22 protein-coding genes are annotated in these 18564 nt (G+C 48.4%); 6 read left to right on the plus strand and 16 right to left on the minus strand.

Annotated features, from left to right (window positions below; all coding sequences use genetic code 11):
• Nucleotides 1-4 precede the first annotated feature (4 nt).
• Nucleotides 5-1153: an epoxide hydrolase family protein gene (locus NSU14_RS14300; protein WP_340945687.1), complete on the plus strand. Its 1149-nt coding sequence runs from the start codon at nucleotides 5-7 to the stop codon at nucleotides 1151-1153.
• Nucleotides 1154-1159: 6 nt separating this feature from the next.
• Here the strand turns inward: NSU14_RS14300 and NSU14_RS14305 are convergent, their stop codons facing one another.
• Together NSU14_RS14305 and NSU14_RS14310 are read right to left on the minus strand one after the other, a co-directional pair.
• Nucleotides 1160-1585, minus strand: coding sequence for a MaoC family dehydratase (locus tag NSU14_RS14305; protein WP_039307901.1), 426 nt, complete (start codon nucleotides 1583-1585; stop codon nucleotides 1160-1162).
• Nucleotides 1586-1631: 46 nt separating this feature from the next.
• Nucleotides 1632-2219 carry a TetR/AcrR family transcriptional regulator gene (locus tag NSU14_RS14310; protein WP_042236450.1) on the minus strand — a complete coding sequence of 196 codons (588 nt, stop codon included), beginning with the start codon at nucleotides 2217-2219 and terminating at the stop codon, nucleotides 1632-1634.
• A 171-nt stretch (nucleotides 2220-2390) separates the two neighbouring features.
• Between NSU14_RS14310 and NSU14_RS14315 the strand changes: the two genes are divergently transcribed.
• Nucleotides 2391-3374 carry an NADP-dependent oxidoreductase gene (locus tag NSU14_RS14315; protein ID WP_340945689.1) on the plus strand — a complete coding sequence of 328 codons (984 nt, stop codon included), beginning with the start codon at nucleotides 2391-2393 and terminating at the stop codon, nucleotides 3372-3374.
• A 79-nt stretch (nucleotides 3375-3453) separates the two neighbouring features.
• Here the strand turns inward: NSU14_RS14315 and NSU14_RS14320 are convergent, their stop codons facing one another.
• The 9 genes from NSU14_RS14320 to NSU14_RS14360 all read right to left on the minus strand — a co-directional run bounded on the left by NSU14_RS14320 (nucleotide 3454) and on the right by NSU14_RS14360 (nucleotide 10073).
• Nucleotides 3454-4311, minus strand: coding sequence for an aldo/keto reductase (locus NSU14_RS14320; RefSeq protein WP_340945691.1), 858 nt, complete (start codon nucleotides 4309-4311; stop codon nucleotides 3454-3456).
• A gap of 60 nt (nucleotides 4312-4371) precedes the next feature.
• Entirely contained in the window at nucleotides 4372-4773 is a 402-nt protein-coding gene (locus NSU14_RS14325) for an SDR family NAD(P)-dependent oxidoreductase (protein WP_340945693.1), read from the minus strand.
• Nucleotides 4745-4900, minus strand: a complete 156-nt coding sequence (locus tag NSU14_RS14330; protein ID WP_336100422.1) for a hypothetical protein — start codon at nucleotides 4898-4900, stop codon at nucleotides 4745-4747. The genes NSU14_RS14325 and NSU14_RS14330 overlap by 29 nt, the downstream gene beginning before the upstream one ends.
• Before the next feature lie 22 nt (nucleotides 4901-4922).
• Complete coding sequence (locus tag NSU14_RS14335; protein WP_340945697.1) at nucleotides 4923-5678, minus strand: carboxymuconolactone decarboxylase family protein; 756 nt, start codon at nucleotides 5676-5678, stop codon at nucleotides 4923-4925.
• 170 nt (nucleotides 5679-5848) lie between these two features.
• Nucleotides 5849-6397: a GNAT family N-acetyltransferase gene (locus NSU14_RS14340; RefSeq protein ID WP_340945699.1), complete on the minus strand. Its 549-nt coding sequence runs from the start codon at nucleotides 6395-6397 to the stop codon at nucleotides 5849-5851.
• A 225-nt stretch (nucleotides 6398-6622) separates the two neighbouring features.
• On the minus strand, nucleotides 6623-7354 hold the full coding sequence (locus NSU14_RS14345) for an SDR family NAD(P)-dependent oxidoreductase (protein ID WP_371916287.1): 732 nt from the start codon (nucleotides 7352-7354) through the stop codon (nucleotides 6623-6625).
• 220 nt (nucleotides 7355-7574) lie between these two features.
• A complete protein-coding gene (locus tag NSU14_RS14350; protein WP_042137290.1) occupies nucleotides 7575-8498 on the minus strand; it encodes a metal ABC transporter substrate-binding protein in 924 nt (307 codons plus the stop codon).
• Nucleotides 8495-9337 carry a metal ABC transporter permease gene (locus NSU14_RS14355; protein WP_144026133.1) on the minus strand — a complete coding sequence of 281 codons (843 nt, stop codon included), beginning with the start codon at nucleotides 9335-9337 and terminating at the stop codon, nucleotides 8495-8497. The genes NSU14_RS14350 and NSU14_RS14355 overlap by 4 nt, the downstream gene beginning before the upstream one ends.
• A complete protein-coding gene (locus NSU14_RS14360; RefSeq protein ID WP_197073119.1) occupies nucleotides 9330-10073 on the minus strand; it encodes a metal ABC transporter ATP-binding protein in 744 nt (247 codons plus the stop codon). Before NSU14_RS14360 ends, NSU14_RS14355 begins: the two co-directional genes overlap by 8 nt.
• 215 nt (nucleotides 10074-10288) lie before the next feature.
• On the opposite strand from NSU14_RS14360, the gene NSU14_RS14365 reads away from it, so the two are divergent.
• Nucleotides 10289-10708: a GNAT family N-acetyltransferase gene (locus NSU14_RS14365; protein ID WP_042236440.1), complete on the plus strand. Its 420-nt coding sequence runs from the start codon at nucleotides 10289-10291 to the stop codon at nucleotides 10706-10708.
• Nucleotides 10709-10773: 65 nt separating this feature from the next.
• Here NSU14_RS14365 and aldA read toward each other — a convergent pair whose 3' ends face one another.
• On the minus strand, nucleotides 10774-12219 hold the full coding sequence (gene aldA / locus NSU14_RS14370) for an aldehyde dehydrogenase (RefSeq protein ID WP_256703944.1): 1446 nt from the start codon (nucleotides 12217-12219) through the stop codon (nucleotides 10774-10776).
• Nucleotides 12220-12388: 169 nt separating this feature from the next.
• Between aldA and NSU14_RS14375 the strand changes: the two genes are divergently transcribed.
• From NSU14_RS14375 to NSU14_RS14385, 3 genes are all read left to right on the plus strand, one after another.
• Nucleotides 12389-13138, plus strand: coding sequence for a (Fe-S)-binding protein (locus NSU14_RS14375; RefSeq protein ID WP_042236438.1), 750 nt, complete (start codon nucleotides 12389-12391; stop codon nucleotides 13136-13138).
• A gap of 62 nt (nucleotides 13139-13200) precedes the next feature.
• On the plus strand, nucleotides 13201-14562 hold the full coding sequence (locus tag NSU14_RS14380) for a LutB/LldF family L-lactate oxidation iron-sulfur protein (RefSeq protein WP_418793857.1): 1362 nt from the start codon (nucleotides 13201-13203) through the stop codon (nucleotides 14560-14562).
• Entirely contained in the window at nucleotides 14559-15233 is a 675-nt protein-coding gene (locus tag NSU14_RS14385; protein ID WP_042137281.1) for a LutC/YkgG family protein, read from the plus strand. Before NSU14_RS14380 ends, NSU14_RS14385 begins: the two co-directional genes overlap by 4 nt.
• Here NSU14_RS14385 and NSU14_RS14390 read toward each other — a convergent pair.
• From NSU14_RS14390 to bshB2, 4 genes are all read right to left on the minus strand, one after another.
• On the minus strand, nucleotides 15230-15838 hold the full coding sequence (locus tag NSU14_RS14390; protein WP_042137280.1) for a sugar O-acetyltransferase: 609 nt from the start codon (nucleotides 15836-15838) through the stop codon (nucleotides 15230-15232). The two genes, NSU14_RS14385 and NSU14_RS14390, sit on opposite strands and share 4 nt — an antisense overlap.
• 141 nt (nucleotides 15839-15979) lie before the next feature.
• Nucleotides 15980-17215, minus strand: a complete 1236-nt coding sequence (locus NSU14_RS14395; RefSeq protein WP_340945710.1) for an MFS transporter — start codon at nucleotides 17213-17215, stop codon at nucleotides 15980-15982.
• Between the two features lie 151 nt (nucleotides 17216-17366).
• Nucleotides 17367-17840: a MarR family transcriptional regulator gene (locus NSU14_RS14400; protein WP_340945712.1), complete on the minus strand. Its 474-nt coding sequence runs from the start codon at nucleotides 17838-17840 to the stop codon at nucleotides 17367-17369.
• Between the two features lie 48 nt (nucleotides 17841-17888).
• On the minus strand, nucleotides 17889-18563 hold the full coding sequence (gene bshB2, locus NSU14_RS14405) for a bacillithiol biosynthesis deacetylase BshB2 (protein WP_340945714.1): 675 nt from the start codon (nucleotides 18561-18563) through the stop codon (nucleotides 17889-17891).
• Between the last annotated feature and the right edge of the window lies 1 nt (nucleotide 18564).

Genomic DNA, 18564 nt, shown 5'->3' on the forward strand with positions numbered 1-18564 from the left:
CAATATGCCGATTGAACGGTTTCAAATCCATGTGTCTGATGAAATCCTTGAAGATCTGAAATACAGACTGGATCATGTCCGCTGGCCCGATCCATTAGAGGGTTCTGACTGGGAACGGGGTTCGGATCAGAGTTATTTACGGTCGCTCGTTACGTATTGGCGGGAGCAGTTTGACTGGCGTGCCAGAGAAGCCGAGTTGAACCGCTTGTCACATTTTCGCTGTAACGTCGATGGAATTGATGTGCATTTCGTGCACGAGCGCGGCAAAGGGCCTAATCCGCAGCCAATTATCCTTACGCACGGATGGCCGGACAGCTTTGTGCGATACGAGAAGATTATCCCTATGCTTACGGACCCCGCCCGTTATGGCGGGAATCCCGAAGACTCCTTCGATGTCATTGTCCCTTCCGTGCCCGGATTCGGCTTCTCTAATGGCCTGAAACGCGCTGGTGTGAATAATGCCTATGTTGCTGAGCTGTGGGCCAGACTAATGACCGAACATCTGGGCTACCCGAAATTCGCTGCGGCAGGCGGGGATATCGGCTCTGGTGTTACACGGTATCTGGCATTCAATCATCCTGAACTTCTGACCGGCATACATCTTACCGACATCGGCATCATCCGGAATCTTCTGGCTGTGCAGGATAAGTCAGGGCTGTCTGAAGAAGAGCTCCTGTACATCAAGAATACTTCGCAATGGATGGCTGATGAAGGCGGGTACATGTCGATTCAATCGACGAAGCCACAGACGCTTGCCTACGGACTGAACGACTCACCTGTAGGATTGGCAGCTTGGATTATTGAGAAATTCCATGCATGGAGTGATTGCAAGGGTGACCTAAGGAACAGCTTTAGCGAGGATGAACTGCTTACGAATATTATGATCTATTGGGTTACCCATACAGCAGGGTCAACAGCGAATATCTATTACGAGAACACACATTCACTGCCGCCTCTGGGGCGCATTGAGGTGCCCGCCGGAATAGCTATTTTCCCGGGAGATGTCGCCTTGCCGCCCCGGGAATGGGCTGACCGCAATCTGAATATCACCCGCTGGACGACAATGCCCCGCGGCGGACATTTCACAGCCATGGAAGATCCCGCGCCTCTGGCGGAAGACATCCGTGAATTCTTCAGAGCATTAAGAGGATAAAAGATTTCACTGCTTCACCAGCACAGACAGCTCGCCCTCAAAAACCTGATCGTCTGAGCTGGTGAACGTTGATAATAACACCGTAACCAGGCCTGTTCCATTCCGCTTCTCTTCTACCCCGGTCACTTCAACCATGGTATACAATTCATCACCCGGATAGACGGGGCGCATGAATTTAATGTTGTTCATCGCAGTTCCGGCAATAACCTCATCCCCATAACTGCCTGTCTCCACCCACAGCTTAAACGACACAGCCAGGGTCTGAATTCCTGAAGCAATGATTCCGTTGAATCGGCCTTGCGCTGCCTTCTCTTCATCCAGATGCATATACTGCGGATCAAATTCGCCGGCAAATCTGGTGATATCCTCTTTCGATAAGGTTAGAGATTTGGTTCTAAACACTTGACCGATATAAAATTCATGAAACCGCATGATTGCACCTCTTGAAGTAATTTTGCTCGTTTATTTTAGAGTAGGATTATATCACAGATCCGGAATTTTGGTTAGACAGGGGCAAACTAATCATCGTCCGGTCTAATAATGCCCATATCTGTTCAGCCATCACTGAAGCTGGATAAGGCAAAGAATTGCTAATCCACCATTCGAAAGAGCTTATTACCGCAGATGCTAGAAACTGTACGGTTATTTCCTTGTTGAAATTTGGCCCGGCAGCGATTAAATCGAATTGTCTGCTAAGACTTTCCCGGACAACGACAAGCAAACGATTTCTAAAAGCAGGTACTCCCCGGTTTCTCAGCATCTTAGAATACAACCCGGAATTCTGTTCCAAATATTCAAAAACCCGAAGCAATGTGGATTTCGAAGTGAATTTACCGGTAACCTCACTGTCAGGCGCGCATTTGTCGATTAAGCGGTTAATTTGTTCTTCCAAACAATGATCAAGCAGATCATATTTATCTAGAAAATGTAAATAAACCGTTCCACGGTTAACATTGGCCAGCTCAGCAATTTTATTTACAGTGATATTTTCAATATCTGTTTCCGACATTAATGCTAAAAAAGCATCCATAATAGCCTGTTTGGATTTCTGTATACGTCTATCCATATATTTCTCCTTCATGAGTCAGAATTGAACATTTCTAAGGTGTGTGTTGATTAATAAACATAAGGGATCGCTTTGGGGATTGTACAATTCTCTGCTTTTTTGTAATGTGATTTTAACAAACAAACGTTGGTTTTTCAACGAATGTTCAATAATACAAATGGAGGCTGCGCTATGAAAGCAATGGGTATAACCGGCTTTGGAATCCCTGAGTCTTTTGAAGAGTATGAACTAGCTGTTCCTGCAATTAAAGAGACACAAGTACTGGTGGAGGTGTATGCCTCCTCAATTAACCCTGGAGATAATCATTTACGTTCGGGTGAGCTATTACTGAGCCCGGTAGGCGGGCAATTTTCCATTCAATTCCCGTTTTTTCTTGGAGGTGATGTTGCCGGTGTTGTAAGAGGTGTGGGTACGGGGGTACAGCACTTTAAAGCAGGTGACCGCGTTATGGGGATGGTCCGTGGAGGCTCTTATATGGATCAAGTGGCTGCCGATGAGGATACCTTAACGATGATACCGGACAATGTATCCTTCGAAGAAGCCGCTGCTGCGCCTACGGTAGCCTTGACGGCCTGGCAGGCACTTTTTGAGCATGGTAAGCTTCAGCAAGGTCAGCGTATTCTCATTCATGGGGGTGCCGGTGGTGTTGGACATGCGGCCATTCAATTAGCCAGACATTATGGTGCTTATGTAATTGCAACTGCAAGAGAGCATAATCATGGCTTTGTCCTGGGTTTAGGCGCAGATGAAGTCATTGACTATTATTCACAACCGGATTTCGTGACAAGGTTATCCGCACCTGTAGATATGGTTCTTGATACAGCTATGCTAGGGAAAAAAGAATTAGAAACTGGACTTCCAGGCGAGTTCGGGGATTATAGCTATGACATATTAAAGGATGGCGGGAAATATATTTCCATAACCTCTTTCGGTATTGGAACCTATTCAGGCGTTCGCAATATTGACTCGCTATTTTTCCGTGCCCGTCCAAACCGGGATGATCTTAATGTAATTTCCACTCACATGCAGGAGGGGAAGCTCAACATTCATGTAGATCATAGGTATCCATTTACCACTCAAGGTTTATTTGAAGCGTACCGCACAAGCGAGAAACAACCCAGACGGGGAAAAATTGTGATTTCAAAAGAAATATAAAAGAAGGGCAGCTTCCCGTTAAGAAGCTGCCCTTCTCTTTTAACTGCCCATGTCTGGCTATCTATACTGGATCTGCGTTTTATTCCAGACCCTGTTTCCCGTAGCCAGTGAGGTTCTCAACGACTTGCGGATCGTAGTGGGAGAAAAATGCGCTTTCGCCTGTATCGAGTGCAGCGATCTTAGCCATGTCCTCCGGCGTCAGTCCGAAGTCAAATACATTCATGTTTTCTTCCATTCTGTTTCGGCTAACTGTTTTGGGAATGACTACCACGCCTCTCTGAATCAGATAGCGCAACGCCACCTGGGCCGTGGATTTATGATATTGATCAGCCACCGTTTGTAAGGTGGTGTTGGTGAATAAATTATTTTTCCCTTCGGCAAAAGGACCCCAGGATTCAATCTGCGTATGGTATTTCTCCATGATTTCCTGAGCTTTGACCTGCTGGTTGAAGACATGGGTCTCCACCTGATTTACAGCCGGCACTACTTCAGTAAACTGTACAAGGTCGATATATCGGTCCGGATAGAAATTACTTACACCAATTGCTCTGAGGGTACCGGCCTTATACAGCTCTTCTAATGCACGGTACGTTCCGTAGTAATCCCCAAACGGCTGATGAATCAGGACCAGATCCAAATAATCCAGCTGCAGCTTTCGCAGGGATTCTTCAATAGAAGCTTTAGCTTGTTCATAGCCTGCATTAGAGATCCATACTTTGGTTGTGATAAACAATTCTTCCCGGGGAACTCCGCTCTTCTTAATAGCACGGCCAACGGCTTTCTCATTCCGGTAAGCTTGTGCGGTATCAATGGAACGGTAGCCTACGCTTAGGGCATCCAGCACACATTTCTCACATTCCGCGTGATCTGAAATCTGATAGACTCCATAGCCCAGAATCGGCATTTGTACTCCGTTGTTTAAGGTTACATACTCCATTTGTAATTCCTCCTAAGTTAATAGTTACAAGTGATTTTAACCCCGTCTGATTAGTGCCGGTTATTCACCAGCCGGAAAGTCCGTTGAGGCAGCCAAGTCGGTCTGCTTCTCGAAATCAGCAACACGCTTCATAAGGGTCGACAGGGTGGCGGCCAATGCCTGGGAGCCTAACACCATACGCATCGGTGCAGGCTCTACGTCCACACTCTCGATAATACGGGCAGCCATACGCGCCGGATCGCCGGGAGCCAGTCCATTCGAACCGTCCAGCATGCTCAAAAAGCCGTGCGCAGGATTCCCCTCATATTCTGGCATTAATGAAGCAACCTGTGCGCTGCCATAGCGGAATTCGGTACGGGCTCCTCCCGGTTCTACGAGTGTAATCCCGATGTTAAAAGCAGCGACCTCCTGGGCCACAGATTCACAGAAGCCCTCAATGCCGAACTTCGTAGCGTGATACATCGAATTGCCCGGGAAGGCAACCTGTCCGCCATAGGATTACCTTGTCCCCTTGCTCAAGGAGCTGCTGCGTCATCACATAACCAAACCCGCTGCTGACACCTGTAATCAGCCATGTTCTTTTGTGCATAATCATTCTATCCTCCTGTTAACTATGATTTCGCTGCTGCTTCGTTCACACACCGCAGCGCATTCAGACTGCGCGGATAACCGATGTAAGGCAGGCATTGAGAAATGACCTTGATCAAGAACTCCTTATCATTTCCAAGCCTCATATTGGCTGCGGCATGACTGGTCGCCTGCGGTTCACAACCGCCTTGGGCATACAGGAAGCAGAACGTAATCATCTCTCTTTGTTTGAGATCCAGTCCTTGCCGGGTATAGTAGTCGCCGAAGCAATTAGCCGCAAGCCATTGATTGATGTGCCGGCTCTCCTCCGGTCCTGATTTCCAGAACTCCTGCATGCTCTCGCCAAAAATATCCACCTGCGCCTGAATCCCCGCTTTAAGACGCGTTTCCATAGTGGTTGTGGCCTGCCCCGGTAGAGGAAGCTCCACACCTCCCGCAGTCAATACATCATTCAGGACATGCAGGAAAGGAAGAACTCTGCCAATACCGAGATAAGCGACGGACTGATAGACTATTTCCTTGGCTTCTACCGGTGTAACGCCAAAGTTCAGGGCTGCGGGCAGCATAGCTTTGAACTCATCGATTCCCTGACAGCCGATTAATACAGATAGAATGGCCATCATACGGGTCCGGTCATCCAAATCATCCTGATGAACCACTTCATCAAATGCAAAATTATCAAACCGCTCGATAAACTCGGGATCGGTTACTTGAAGCTTGGATTCGTAACCCGGAAACATTCTTTCGTGGTATTTCTTTGCGGTATTTGTAATCTCCATTGTGTACTCCTCCTGATCATTTCTGAACGCTTATTATTCTTTCGCCAAAAAGGGTCAACCAAACAAGTTGGCTAACCCTTTATTTAAATGAATTCATGTCTATTATTATACTTGAGTCTCTTTATAATACAATTTATGATTTCGCCTAAAAAGTATAGTAATGTACTATTTTAACGAAAATGTCTATTAAAATTAACTTCCAGGTCCGGAGCTATTCTCCAGTCGTTACACCGGATCATCGTGCCTAAAGGATATTCAAAATCACATTCACCCATAAATGTGAAGCCAAGCTTACTGCAAATGGCGTTAGAAGCAGGATGGCTGATTTTGGGGAAAGCATGAATATACTTGTGCTTCTGCTCTGAATGGATCCTAGCTAGGGCCTTAACGGTTGCTTCTGCAGCTATACCTTGCCCTTGAAAAGCAGTTAACACGCTCCATCCGATCTCATACACCGGTTCCCCATGCCAAGTCTGATCCCAGTAACCTACACTGCCGGCTACTTCTAGCTCTGGCTGCAACAGGATCTTGAACATTCTCCCTGTTCCAGTTCCGGCAATCTCACAGTAACGTTTATGACGGGACAGGAGCTTCTCCTCCGTCTCCGGTCCTCCAAGGAACACTGTCATCTCGGGAGAATTCAATTGCTGCAGCAATCCGAAATCTCCGGCATCCCAAGGTTCAATGCTTACCTCCGGCCTGTACTTCTGTTCTGCCATTACACACACCTCCACATATAATTGCTGACGGGCTCTCACCTTCATATTATACGATCCCATTAAAAAAGCCCGAAAGCTAAACTTCAGGCAAGTTTCTTCTATAATTAGCCGCTGGGAAGCGAAGAAATGCTGCATTTCATACAACAATGGCGGATTGGTGCCGGAAAAATGAGCACATTGTTGCAATTTGTGCAGGATTTTAAAATGAAATTGGATCTTCACCACTTACCAGGGCAGCGTATTACCGGCATAGTCAATCAGAGTAAGCTCTTGCTGCTTGTAATCCGACTTCAGGCGATTCGCGATCTGCTGCAGAATAGACCCGGCTGATTCATCAGCGGTGAGGCTTCCGGTTATATCCAGCTTTCCTTGCATATAAGTCTGGACATGACCCGGATGGATAACCATAACCTTGCCGCCCTGCGCCGCAATCTGATTCTGAATTAATTGAGACTGCATATTTAGCGCGGCCTTGGACATGCAGTAAGCGTACCAGCTGTTGCGCCAGCAGGTTCCAATACTGCCTGCTTCTGATGAAATGTTAACGATCAGCTTGCTGTCACTCCGGAGAATAGAATCAATTAAGCCATTCGACATCCGCAGCGAGCCTAGCGTGTTCACCCGGAAGACCTGCTCCATTTCATCAAAATCCAGCGTATCCTGAATCGTCTTGCTCATATCACCCAGAATCGCCCCGTTGTTAATCAGTATGTCCACCCGGTCCGTGTAAGCTGCAATAGCCGCGACCGCTTGTTGTACACTTTCTGCGTTGCTTATATCCAGGTTCAGCACCTGCAGCTGCTCTTCATAGCTTGCCTTCAGCTGTTCCAAGTGTTCATTGCTCTCCTGCAGATACTGCCCGGCCAACACATGATAACCCTGCTCCAGCAGTGCCTTAACCAGACTCAGCCCAACGCCCCGGTCAGCACCCGTAACTATAGCCCATCGACTCTCCAACAGGCTCACCTCCTGCCCGATTTCTCGTAAGTAAAATGCAGTACACCAGTTGATTATACGAGACTAGGCGTGGCATATCCATAACGGAATGCTTGCAGTTCATGTAATAATGTCCGCAAAACACCTCGCAAAGCGGGCATCCGCAGCAAACCATGAAACCTAAAAAGAGTGTTCCAAGCAGCGGATTCCGCTTTTTGGACACTCTTCATGTGCCTTACCTTCATTTATCAGGTGACAACCCTTCGATGACCTTGTCGATATTCCATTGAATCATCTTAATGTAGGTGTCGCCGTCTTCCCCTTTTTTAGCTAAGGAATCAGTGAAGATCTTAGAATGTATGGGCACTCCTGTCTCATTAGAGATGGTCTCCATCGTCTTGGGATTCACGCTCGTCTCCAGGAATAACGCAGGCACCTGATTCTCTTCAATAATACTAATGATCCGTTTCATTTGCTCCGGCGTCCCCTGGCTGTCCGTATTAATCTCCCAGATGAAAGCAGATTCGAAGCCGTAAGCCTTCGAGAAATACTTGAATGCCCCTTCGCTGGTAACAAGAATCCGCTGTTCCTGCGGGATCTTATTTACTTCCTCTTTGGCGTATTGGTCCAGCTCATTCAGTTCCTTCACGTAGGCTGTCTGATTGTTAAGATAATACTCCTTGTTGTCCGGGTCCTGTTCAATTACACGTTTGGTGATCACATCCACGTACTTAATGGAATTCTGGATATCCAGCCAGGCATGGGGGTCCACTTGCGTTTCCTTGCCTTTCTCAGTCAGATACATCGGGGTCACTTCATCGGAGACAGCAAAGGCAACCTCATTCTTGTTCGTCACCTTCAGCAGGTCCTGGAACCATCCTTTTCCCGTCTCCAGATTCAGGCCGTTATAGAAAATCAAATCTGCGCTGGACACCTTGCCCGTATCGGCAGGTAATGGATCATACATATGCGGGTCTGTTCCGATGGGAACCATACTGTATACTTCAGCTTTGTCTCCGACAATATTCTCGGTCATATCTGCGATGATGGAGTACGTGGCAACAATCTGCAGCTTATCCTCACCCGCTTCCCCCTCATTAGTATTAGAACAAGCAGCGAGCAGTGAGATCAGTACGATAGATGATAGCCATTTGAGTTGTTTCATCCTTGCTTCAGCCCTTTCCTTAAGAAATTATTTTTGGGTGACAGTATGAAGGAGACCGCGAACAGGCTCACACCCACCAGTACTATCGTGGCACTTGTCGGGAGATTAAAGCCAAAGCTGAGATACACACCTACAATTCCCGATACCGCCCCCACCGCAGAGGCTAATACAATCATGTGGATCAGCGTATGGGTCCATAAATAGGAGGTGGCTGCCGGGATCACCAGCATCGCAATGACAAGCACAATCCCCACTTGCGATAACGAGGATACCGTAACTACAGACAGCAGCATCATCAGCAGATAATGATAGAAGCCTGTTTTTAAACCATAAGCCTTGGCAACTACCGGATCGAACGAGCTGATCAGCAGCTCTTTATACAGCAATACAATAATGGCAATCACAACGAGCATGATGATGAAAGATTGCGTTAACTCAGACTGCGGAACGGCGAGGATATTCCCGAACAGAATATGAGTCAGATCCAGACCGCTTTTGGCAAAAGTAATGAGGACAATCCCCAGGGCGAAAAATGAACTGAGTATAATGCCGATAGAGGTGTCGCTTTTGATCGTACTGCGGCTTGTAATGAATTGGATAAGGATTGCGGCCAGCAGGCCAAACAGGGATGCGCCCAGCAGGATGTTGATCCCCAGTATGTAGGACAAGGCTACACCAGGCAGTACAGCATGAGATAAAGCATCGCCCATCAGCGACATCTTCCGGAGAACAATGAAGCTGCCCAGCGCCCCCGATACAATGCCCAGGATGATGGCGGATAAGCCGGCGTTAAGCGCATAGACCGGGATGTTGAACAAGTCTGACATATAATTAATCATATTCGGTCCCTCCTGCCCCTTTGATGATCACATTGCCCAAGGAGGCACCATATGCTGCGCGGATATTGTCGGTAGTGAAGGTATCTTTCACATCTCCAAAGGCGATCAGTTTTTTATTCAGGATAATAATTTTGTCAAAATACTCTTCCACCTCATGCAGATCATGGTGAACGACGAGAATGGTTTTGCCCTCTTCACGAAGATGCTTAAGCAGATTCACGATAATCTTCTCACTGACCATGTCGATCCCGACAAACGGTTCATCCAGGAAAAAAACGTCCGCTCCCTGGGCGAGTGCCCTGGCAATAAAGACCCTTTGCAGCTGTCCGCCGGATAAATTGCTGATTTGTTTATTCGCAAGATCGCTTATATCCACCATCGCCATACATTCCTCGGCCCGTTCCCGGTCTTTTTTGCCGGGGCGCTGGAAGATTCTCAGGTTCGGGTAGGTTCCAGTCAACACCGTATCCTTCACCGTGATCGGAAACGTGAGATCAATATCATTTTTTTGCGGCACGTAGGCAATCTTCCGTTTGTACTCCGAAATATCCCTGCCCTCAACCCTGACCGAGCCAGTTCTCTTCTTAATCACTTCTAATAATGCCTTAATCAGTGTTGATTTCCCTGCGCCATTCGGTCCGATGATCCCCACCGTATGCCCGAACGGGATCTCGAGATTCACATTCTCCAGTGCTGAACTGCCGAAATAATCAACATTTAGGTCTTTAATCTCGATCATATGCTAACTCCTTATCTGCTAATAGCTGTCTGAAATATGACGTAATTATGAGTCTGAATATTCTTTGTTTCCTGAATGAAACAATAAGTTCTGAATACATAATTGTTTCCTGTGGGAAACATTTAGTCTTATGAACAATATATTTAACTGCGGGCAAATTGTCAATAATAATTTAAATTTGTGTTACAATTTCAGCAGAAGGAGTGATTGGGTTGAGAATCGCAGATTTGAACCTGGAGCAGAACAGTCAGGAAATATCGGGATTACTGGAGGAGCATAGCCGGCGGATGGATGACAGCATTCCGCCTTATGAGCGCGAAGTGATCTCGCTGGCAGCTTATGAAGGTGATACATATGTAGGAGGCATTACCGGTGATATGGTCTGGAAGATTCTAAATGTTCACCTGCTGGCCGTCGATCCCGCCTATAGAGGCAACGGACTAGGCGGAATACTGCTCAAGGAGCTGGAAGACAGAGCCCGGTCGCACGGCTGTAAGGTGAGTGAATTAACTACCATGAGCTGGCAGGCTCCGCACTTTTATCAGAAGCTGGGGTACGAGGTCTTCGGGGAGATCCATAATTGTCCCCAGGAAGGCCAGACGAAATATTATTTGAAGAAAAGTCTTGAATAACCACGCAAAAATGCTCCCACACTGCCTGGGAGCATTTATTATATCTGCGAGAATTATGAGTTCATTTAGTTAACTGACTTGTCATACTGTAGATAGACTACGTGCGTCTGCAGGTATTCGTTCAGTCCATGTTTGCCGTCGGCACCGCCGATCCCGGACTTTCTCCAGCCTGCGTGGAAGCCCTGCATCGCTTCAAAATTCTCGCGGTTAATGTAGGTCTCTCCGTATTTCAGACGTTTGATTACTTTCATAGCGACATTCAAATTCTGGGTATATAAGGACGAGGTTAAGCCGAATTCACTGTCGTTGGCAAGCGCGATCGCTTCATCCAGGGTGGAGAACGAAATGACCGGGATAACCGGTCCGAAGATTTCATCCTGCACAATCTCCATGTCGTTGGTGGCATTCGTGATGACCGTCGGCTCGAAGAAACTGCCTGCACCTTCTACCTTTTTACCGCCAAGAGCAATTGTAGCCCCCTCTTGTACTGCACGGTCTACCTTCTGTTGAACCGATTCCTGTGCGGCCTTATTAATCAGCGGCCCCATATGAATATCCTTATCCTTGAGCGGGTCTCCGTATTTCACTGCCTTCATAGCTTCAACCAGGCGGGAGGTGAATTCATCCTTAATGCCCTCATGTACATAGACGCGCTCTGCACAGTTACAGACTTGGCCTGTATTAATCACCCGGGAATCTACGATCGCTTTGATCGCCAGGTCCAGATCGGCATCCTTCATGACAATCGCCGGTGCCTTGCCGCCCAGCTCCAGACTGACCTTGATGATATTCTCGGCGGCCGCCTCCATCACCTTTTGTCCGGCGGGTACACTGCCTGTAAGACTGACCATTCCGACCTTCGGGTTACTGGCCAGTTCATGGCCTACTTCTCCGCCTCTGCCTGTTACCAGGTTGAATACCCCTTTGGGCAGGCCGGCTTTATCAACAATACGGCTGAAGGCCACGGCATTGTTCGGGGATTCCGCACTTGGCTTGACGACAATCGTATTGCCGGTAATCAGCGCCGGAGCCATCTTTCTCGCGATCAGGAAGAACGGGAAATTCCAGGGCAGGATGCCTGTCGTTACACCAATTGCCCGTTTAAACACAAAAATATTCTCATTATCACGGTCGCTCTGAACGATCTCCCCTTCATAACGCCGTGCCCATTCCGCCATATAATCCAAATAATCCGCTGTAAAGTTAACCTCTACCGCAGATAATTCCAATGTCTTGCCTACTTCTTCCGAGATCAGCCTGGCGATGCTGTCCGCCTCCGCGCGTATCCCGTCTGCAATGGCATGCAAATATCTGCCTCTCTCGACGGCCGGAGATTCCTCCCAGGCTAATTGGGCTTCTTCCGCTGCATTAATGGCACGTATGACATCATTCCTTGTAGCCTTGGGAACCTGTGAGATTACTTCATCTGTTGCCGGGTTGGTTACTTCGATCCATTCTTTGCCTTCGGATTCCGTAAATTGGCCATCGATATACATCAAATGCTTGGTCACTGTTTCTCCCCCTCAAGGTAGATTATTACAATTGCCCAACCATAGTGTAAACGCTATCAATATTTATTGTCAATAATATTCACATTTACTATTTGTTTTTATGTTGTTTTTCATTGACTTCTTGAGTTAAGCTATGAATATAGGGTTACATTGATTGGAGGGATCGGCTGTGAAAGTCAGTATTTTCTCTACTTGTTTAGTAGACCTTATGACCCCGGAGGTCGGTATTGCTATGGTTGAAGTCCTTGAGCGGCTGGGTTGTGAGATCGATTTCCCGGCTTCGCAGGTCTGCTGCGGGCAGCCCACGTACAACAGCGGCTATTTGAAGGATTCGAAGCTCGCCATGCAGAATATGATGCTTGCCTTCGAGAACTCCGAATATGTCGTGGGTCCTTCCGGCTCCTGCGTTGCTATGTTCCATGAATACCCGAAGATCTTCAAAGGTGATCCGCAGTGGGAATTGAAAGCGGTTGCTTTGAAAGAAAAATCCTATGAGTTCACGCAGTTCATCGTCAGGGTGCTTGGCGTCACTGATGTTGGTGCAAGCCTTGAAGGAACCGCCACCTACCACCGTTCCTGCCATATGACAAGACTGCTGGGTGAGAAGGAAACTCCATATCAGCTGCTTGAACACGTCAGAGGACTGCAGCTGGAGCCGCTTAAGAACAGCGATAACTGCTGCGGTTTTGGCGGAACCTTTTCGGTCAAAATGCCCGAGATTTCCGAGCAGATGGTGGACGAGAAATGCGGCTGTATCAAGGATACCGGAGCTGATATTCTGATTAGTGCAGATATGGGCTGCCTGCTGAATATCGGGGGGCGTCTGTCCCGCAAGGGTGAGCCTGTCAAGATTATGCATATTGCTGAAGTGCTGAATCAGCATCAGCCTGTTGTTAGCAGAGGAGGAAGCCGGACTTGAGCCTGCAAACCGATAAACGTAATTTCAGCGAACGGACTTTGGACGGTCTTGGGGATTCATTCATGCGAAATGCTGTCGGTTCTGCGCAGGACAGTCTCAAGACGAGACGTCTGTCTGCCGCCACCGCACTAGGGGATTGGGAGCAGTGGCGGAACGCAGGCCAGCTTATCCGCCAGCATACCCTGCAGAATCTGGATTATTATCTCGGGCAGCTCGCAGATAATGTTGAGCGACAAGGCGGCCATATTTATTTTGCAGCTACCAAAGAAGAGGCCAGCAGTTATATAAGAGATGTGATCGTCCGCAAGCAGGCTAAAAAGGTTGTAAAATCCAAATCTATGGTCACGGAGGAAATTGAGCTGAACCATGTCCTGATCGAAGCCGGCTGTGAGCTGATTGAGACGGATCTTGGGGAGTATATCCTCCAAATGGATGATTGGGACCCGCCCTCGCATATCGTCGCTCCCGCACTGCATAAAGACCGGAGACAAATCCGGCGGGTGTTCTCAGAGAAGCTCGGATATACGGGAGATGAAACCCCGGAGAATCTAGCCGGATTCGCCCGGACGGTTCTGCGGCAGAAGTTCCTGGAAGCTGAAGTCGGGATTACGGGCTGCAACTTCGCCATAGCTAATCTGGGAGCGATCAATCTGGTGACCAATGAGGGCAATGGTGATCTTACGGCTGCCATTCCGAAGACCCATATTGCGGTGATGGGTATGGAGCGGATTGTCCCGACCATGGAGGAAATGGAGGTGCTGGATAACCTGCTCTGCCGCAGTGCCGTCGGACAGAAATTAACCAGCTACATTACCGTATTGGGGCCTTCTGCAGCCGGAGAGACAGATGGTCCCGAGGAATTCCACCTGGTTGTTGTCGACAACGGCCGGTCCGATATTCTGGGAAGTGAATTTAACGAGGCGTTGCAGTGTATCCGCTGCGGTGCTTGCCTTAATGTCTGCCCGATCTACCGCCATATCGGCGGGCATGCCTACGGATCAATCTATCCGGGCCCGATCGGTGCGGTAATCACTCCGCTGCTTGGCGGGTACGATGACTATAAGGAGCTGCCGTTTGCCTCCAGTCTCTGCGGTGCTTGTACAGATGTCTGCCCGGTGAAGATTCCGCTGCATGAGCAGCTGATCATGCACCGGCAGAACATTGTCGGGCAGCGAAGAACCGGCGCCGCAGACAGGCTTCAGATGAAAGCGGCCAGCCGGCTGCTGTCCTCCCCTGCCCTATTCGGCCGGACCCTGCGGTTAGCACACTCCGCCAGCCGATTGATGAGTAAACAGGGGCGAATCGTAAGAGGACCAGCCTTGATTCACGGCTGGATTCATGCCCGCGACCTCAAGCAGCCCGTCAAGCAGCAGGACAGCTTCCGGGCATGGATGGAGAAACGTAAAGGAGGGTCAGAGCAATGACAGTATCCTCGAATAAGGAGGCTTTTCTGAATACAATTGCCGCTAAGCTGGGCCGGGAACGTAAGACTAATGTTCAGCGGCCTGTTATACAGGACTTGATTCCGGACAACTATGGCGAGCTAACTAACGATGATCTGGTAGAGATTCTTAAGGAGCAGTGTTTCTTCATTCACACTCAAGTGATTGAATCGAATCCGGAGATTCTGCAGCGGACCTTGGATGATCTTATAGAAGCGAATGGCGGCGGGCTGGTTATGACTTCCGGAGATCCCCGGTTTGCCGAATACGGGCTGGAGTTCCCGGATGCCGCCGTGTGGGAGGAAGCAGCAGGAAGAGAGGAGAATGTTATGCGGGCTGAATCAGCGAATACAGCGATTATCTTCGCCGACTGTGCGCTGGCTGAGTCCGGAACGGTTGTGGTAGAGAGCCGCCCGGATCAGGGCCGCTCCCTTCACTTCCTGCCTGCCCATTATATTGCGGTGATTGAGCGGCAGAGGCTTGTGCTCCGTTCTACTCAGGCAGCAGCAGCGTTTAACCGGAGAATTCAAGCCGGTGAGCCGGTGGGCTCATCAATTAATTTCATCTCCGGCCCCTCCAATTCCGCCGATATCGAAATGAAACTCGTGGTGGGTGTGCATGGACCGCTGAGAGCTACTTATGTGCTTATTTAGTAATCCGTAACATCAAATTCTCTATCCTTATAATAAAATTTCCGGTCTTCCTCGGTGATCTCACGGATAATTCTGCATGGGCTGCCTACTGCTATCACGTTATCGGGAATGTCCTTGGTCACCACGCTGCCAGCCCCGATCACTACATTGTTACCTATGGTTACGCCCGGATTCACGATCACGTTGCCGCCGATCCAGACATTATTGCCGATCGTTATAGCGATCCCATATTCATAGCCTGAATTCCGGGAATCGGGATGGACGGGATGTCCTGCGGTATAGAGCGATACATTCGGAGCAAACATGACATTATCACCGATGACGACTCTGCCGACATCAAGAATAGTACAGTTGAAATTAGCATAGAAATTATTCCCCACAGAGATGTTGGTTCCATAATCGCAGTGGAAGGGCGCTTCGATATGAATTACCTCTCCTGTCTTGCCGATAATCTTCCGGATCAGTGCTGCTCTCTCCTCTTCTTCATCAGGACGGAGCAGATTGAACTGATGGACCATCAGTCTGGCAGCTGTTCTCTCTTCCGTTAATCCATCCAGCCAAGCTTTATAAGGGAGACCTGCAAGCATTCTTTCTTTCTGGTTCATTGTTTGTTCCTGCCTTTTCTTGTAGAGTAATCGGCCGACCTGCACCTCAATCACCACTTATTAAATGACTTGTAATAAGTTATACCATAATTATATGGGAAGAACAAGCAGCCCCGCCGATTGGCGGGGCTGCAAGACATTTTACATTGTTACATGCGTTCTCTTGTATAGAACAGGTATTGCCGCTGCGATTAGGATGATCCCCATAACAGCAGGCGCGGAATGTCCAAGTGAGACATAGATTTGCCCCCCAATGAGAGGCCCGATCATCCTGGCCAACGCCTGAATCGATTGGCTGCCGCCTTGAATCCTCCCTTGTTCACTCGAATCGACAGACTTGGATAGCATCCCGTTGAACGAAGGCCCGAAGATCGAATCACCAAAGCCGAAGATGAACATTCCAACGATGAAAAGCGGATAGAACGCTAAGAGTGACGAGACGGCAATGAACCCATAGCCTATAATCTCCGAGACCATTCCAAGTACGGCGATCTGCTGATCACTTAATTTCTTCAGAAGCTTGGGCATGATGAAGCCTTGCGACAGGATATCCTGAAAACCCATAATGGAGAACATTAGTCCGATGATTGCCGGTTTCCAGCTGAAGGAATCCATTGTGAATTGTGAGAACACAGCCTGCATAGATCCATTAGGTATCCAGAGCAGGAAGGCGGAAATAAGCAGCCTGTTCAAGTTTTTCATGGAGAGCAGACTGGCCAGCTGTGAGAATGGATTCAGTCTAACAAAGGTAATCTCTTGCAGTCTATTATTCTTGCTCAGACTCTCCGGCATGTAGAAGAATCCGTAGATAACATTCAATAAAGTAATGGCCGCTCCAAAATACATCGGTACAGCATAGCCAAACTTGGCAAGTAATCCGCCTACACTCGGGCCAATGATGGTGCCTGCACCTACGACCGCACTCACCCAGCCAAAGTATTTGGTTCTTTGCTCCGGTGGAATAATGTCTGCAAAATAGGCAAAGATCGTGCTGATGCTCCCGCCTGTTATACCTTCTATGATCCGACCGGCGAACAGTACCCACAGGGCTCCTCCTATACCAAAAATAAAGTACCCGATCGCAGAACCTAACAAGCATATTAAGAGCAATGGACGGCGGCCGTATTTGTCGCTTAGTGCTCCAAGTACCGGGGCCGCAAAAAATACGCAAAATGCATAAACGGAGGTCAGCAGCGTAACCATTACCGCTTGTTCTCCCGGATTATCGGTATACGGCTGCACTAAGAATGGAACGACAGGCGCTATGATAGTGAAGCCTATTCCGCACAGAAATACAGAGATAAGGCCGAAGATTAAAGCGTGTCTGTCTACGGTTTGTTCTGTGTTCTGTGTAGAGTGTGATCTGGATTTGAACATGTAATTCTCCCCTCAAACGTCATGATTATGTTTCCTAGGAAACATAATCATCCTACTGCATTTTTGTTTCCTCGTCAACAAAAATACAATAAAAAAGACAACCGTTCTCGAAAGAGCCCGGCTGCCTGAGGTTTCATTATCAGTATTCAATTCATTCCGATTTCAAAGCTGTACCGAGTTTTGTGATTTCTACATCCAAATGCCTGCTATACTTCTCAATGAAGCCAAGCATGTTGTCATATTGCTCCTCTGTTACCTGCTCGAATACAGCTTTATCCCGCTCGCGGAATTCCTGGTGCAGCTCCTCATGGACTTTGCTGACCGCTTCCCCTTGCTTCGTAAGCCTGAAATAGATTTCTTTCTTATTATCCGGCTTCTGGTAGCTTTCGATATAGCCCTTTTCCATGAGCTTCTTGGTTATTTTGCTTATAGCACTTCTAGTCATATAAAAATGCTCCGCAAGTATGGTCACGTTGGAATCCGCATTTTGCCCGATATATTCGATGCAATGTACCTCAGAGGGCTTGTACCCCTTAAGACTCTCTTCCATCTTGGATTTATTCAGCCAGCTCAGCTTGTTAAATAAATCCCTGAAATTCATCAGGACCTGTTCTTCTTTGTTCATGGCCTGCCCTCCCGACGCCTTAGTGCATTAACATTATTATTGTAGCACTTATTCCATCCGGTAGGTCCAAAAGGATTCCCGTCCGAATCGGGTTTGAATCTCCTCCGCAGTCAGCTCCCGGCTTCCCACAAGCTCCGCCGCTTGATATTGCGAACGGTGGGCCTGAATCGAGGCCATTTTCTTCGCTAGGAATGCAGTCACGTCTACGTTCACATCCGCCGGGCCGATCATCTGCTCATGGTTGCTGGAGAACGCAATGCAGTGAACTATTGGCCGCCTCGCAGACGGGAGCCTGCCGACCGCCCGGATGACAGCGGCTCCGGTGGCATCGTGATCGGGATGGACACTATAGCCGGGATAAAAGGTAATGACGAGTGACGGGGTCAATTCCTCGAGCAGTGCCAGCAGTGTATTATCCAGGAGCTGCGGGTCTTCGAATTCGATCATTTTATCGTGGAAACCAAGCATTCTTAAATCCTGTATGCCAATCGCACGGCAGGAGGTTATCAATTCTTCCTTGCGGATCTCCGGCAAAGTAACCCGGTTCGCGAATGGCGGGATTCCCATGTTCCGTCCCATCTCCCCTAAGGTCAGACAGGCATAGGTCACCCCGGCACCACTGTCTATGTACTTTGCCAGGGTCCCTGCAGCAGCGAAGGCTTCATCATCGGGATGCGGAAATACAACTAGCACGCGCTTATGTTCAGCTTGATTAATATCCATG

It is taken from the genome of Paenibacillus sp. FSL R10-2771 (assembly GCF_038000205.1).
GTDB lineage: Bacteria > Bacillota > Bacilli > Paenibacillales > Paenibacillaceae > Paenibacillus_AQ > Paenibacillus_AQ phytohabitans.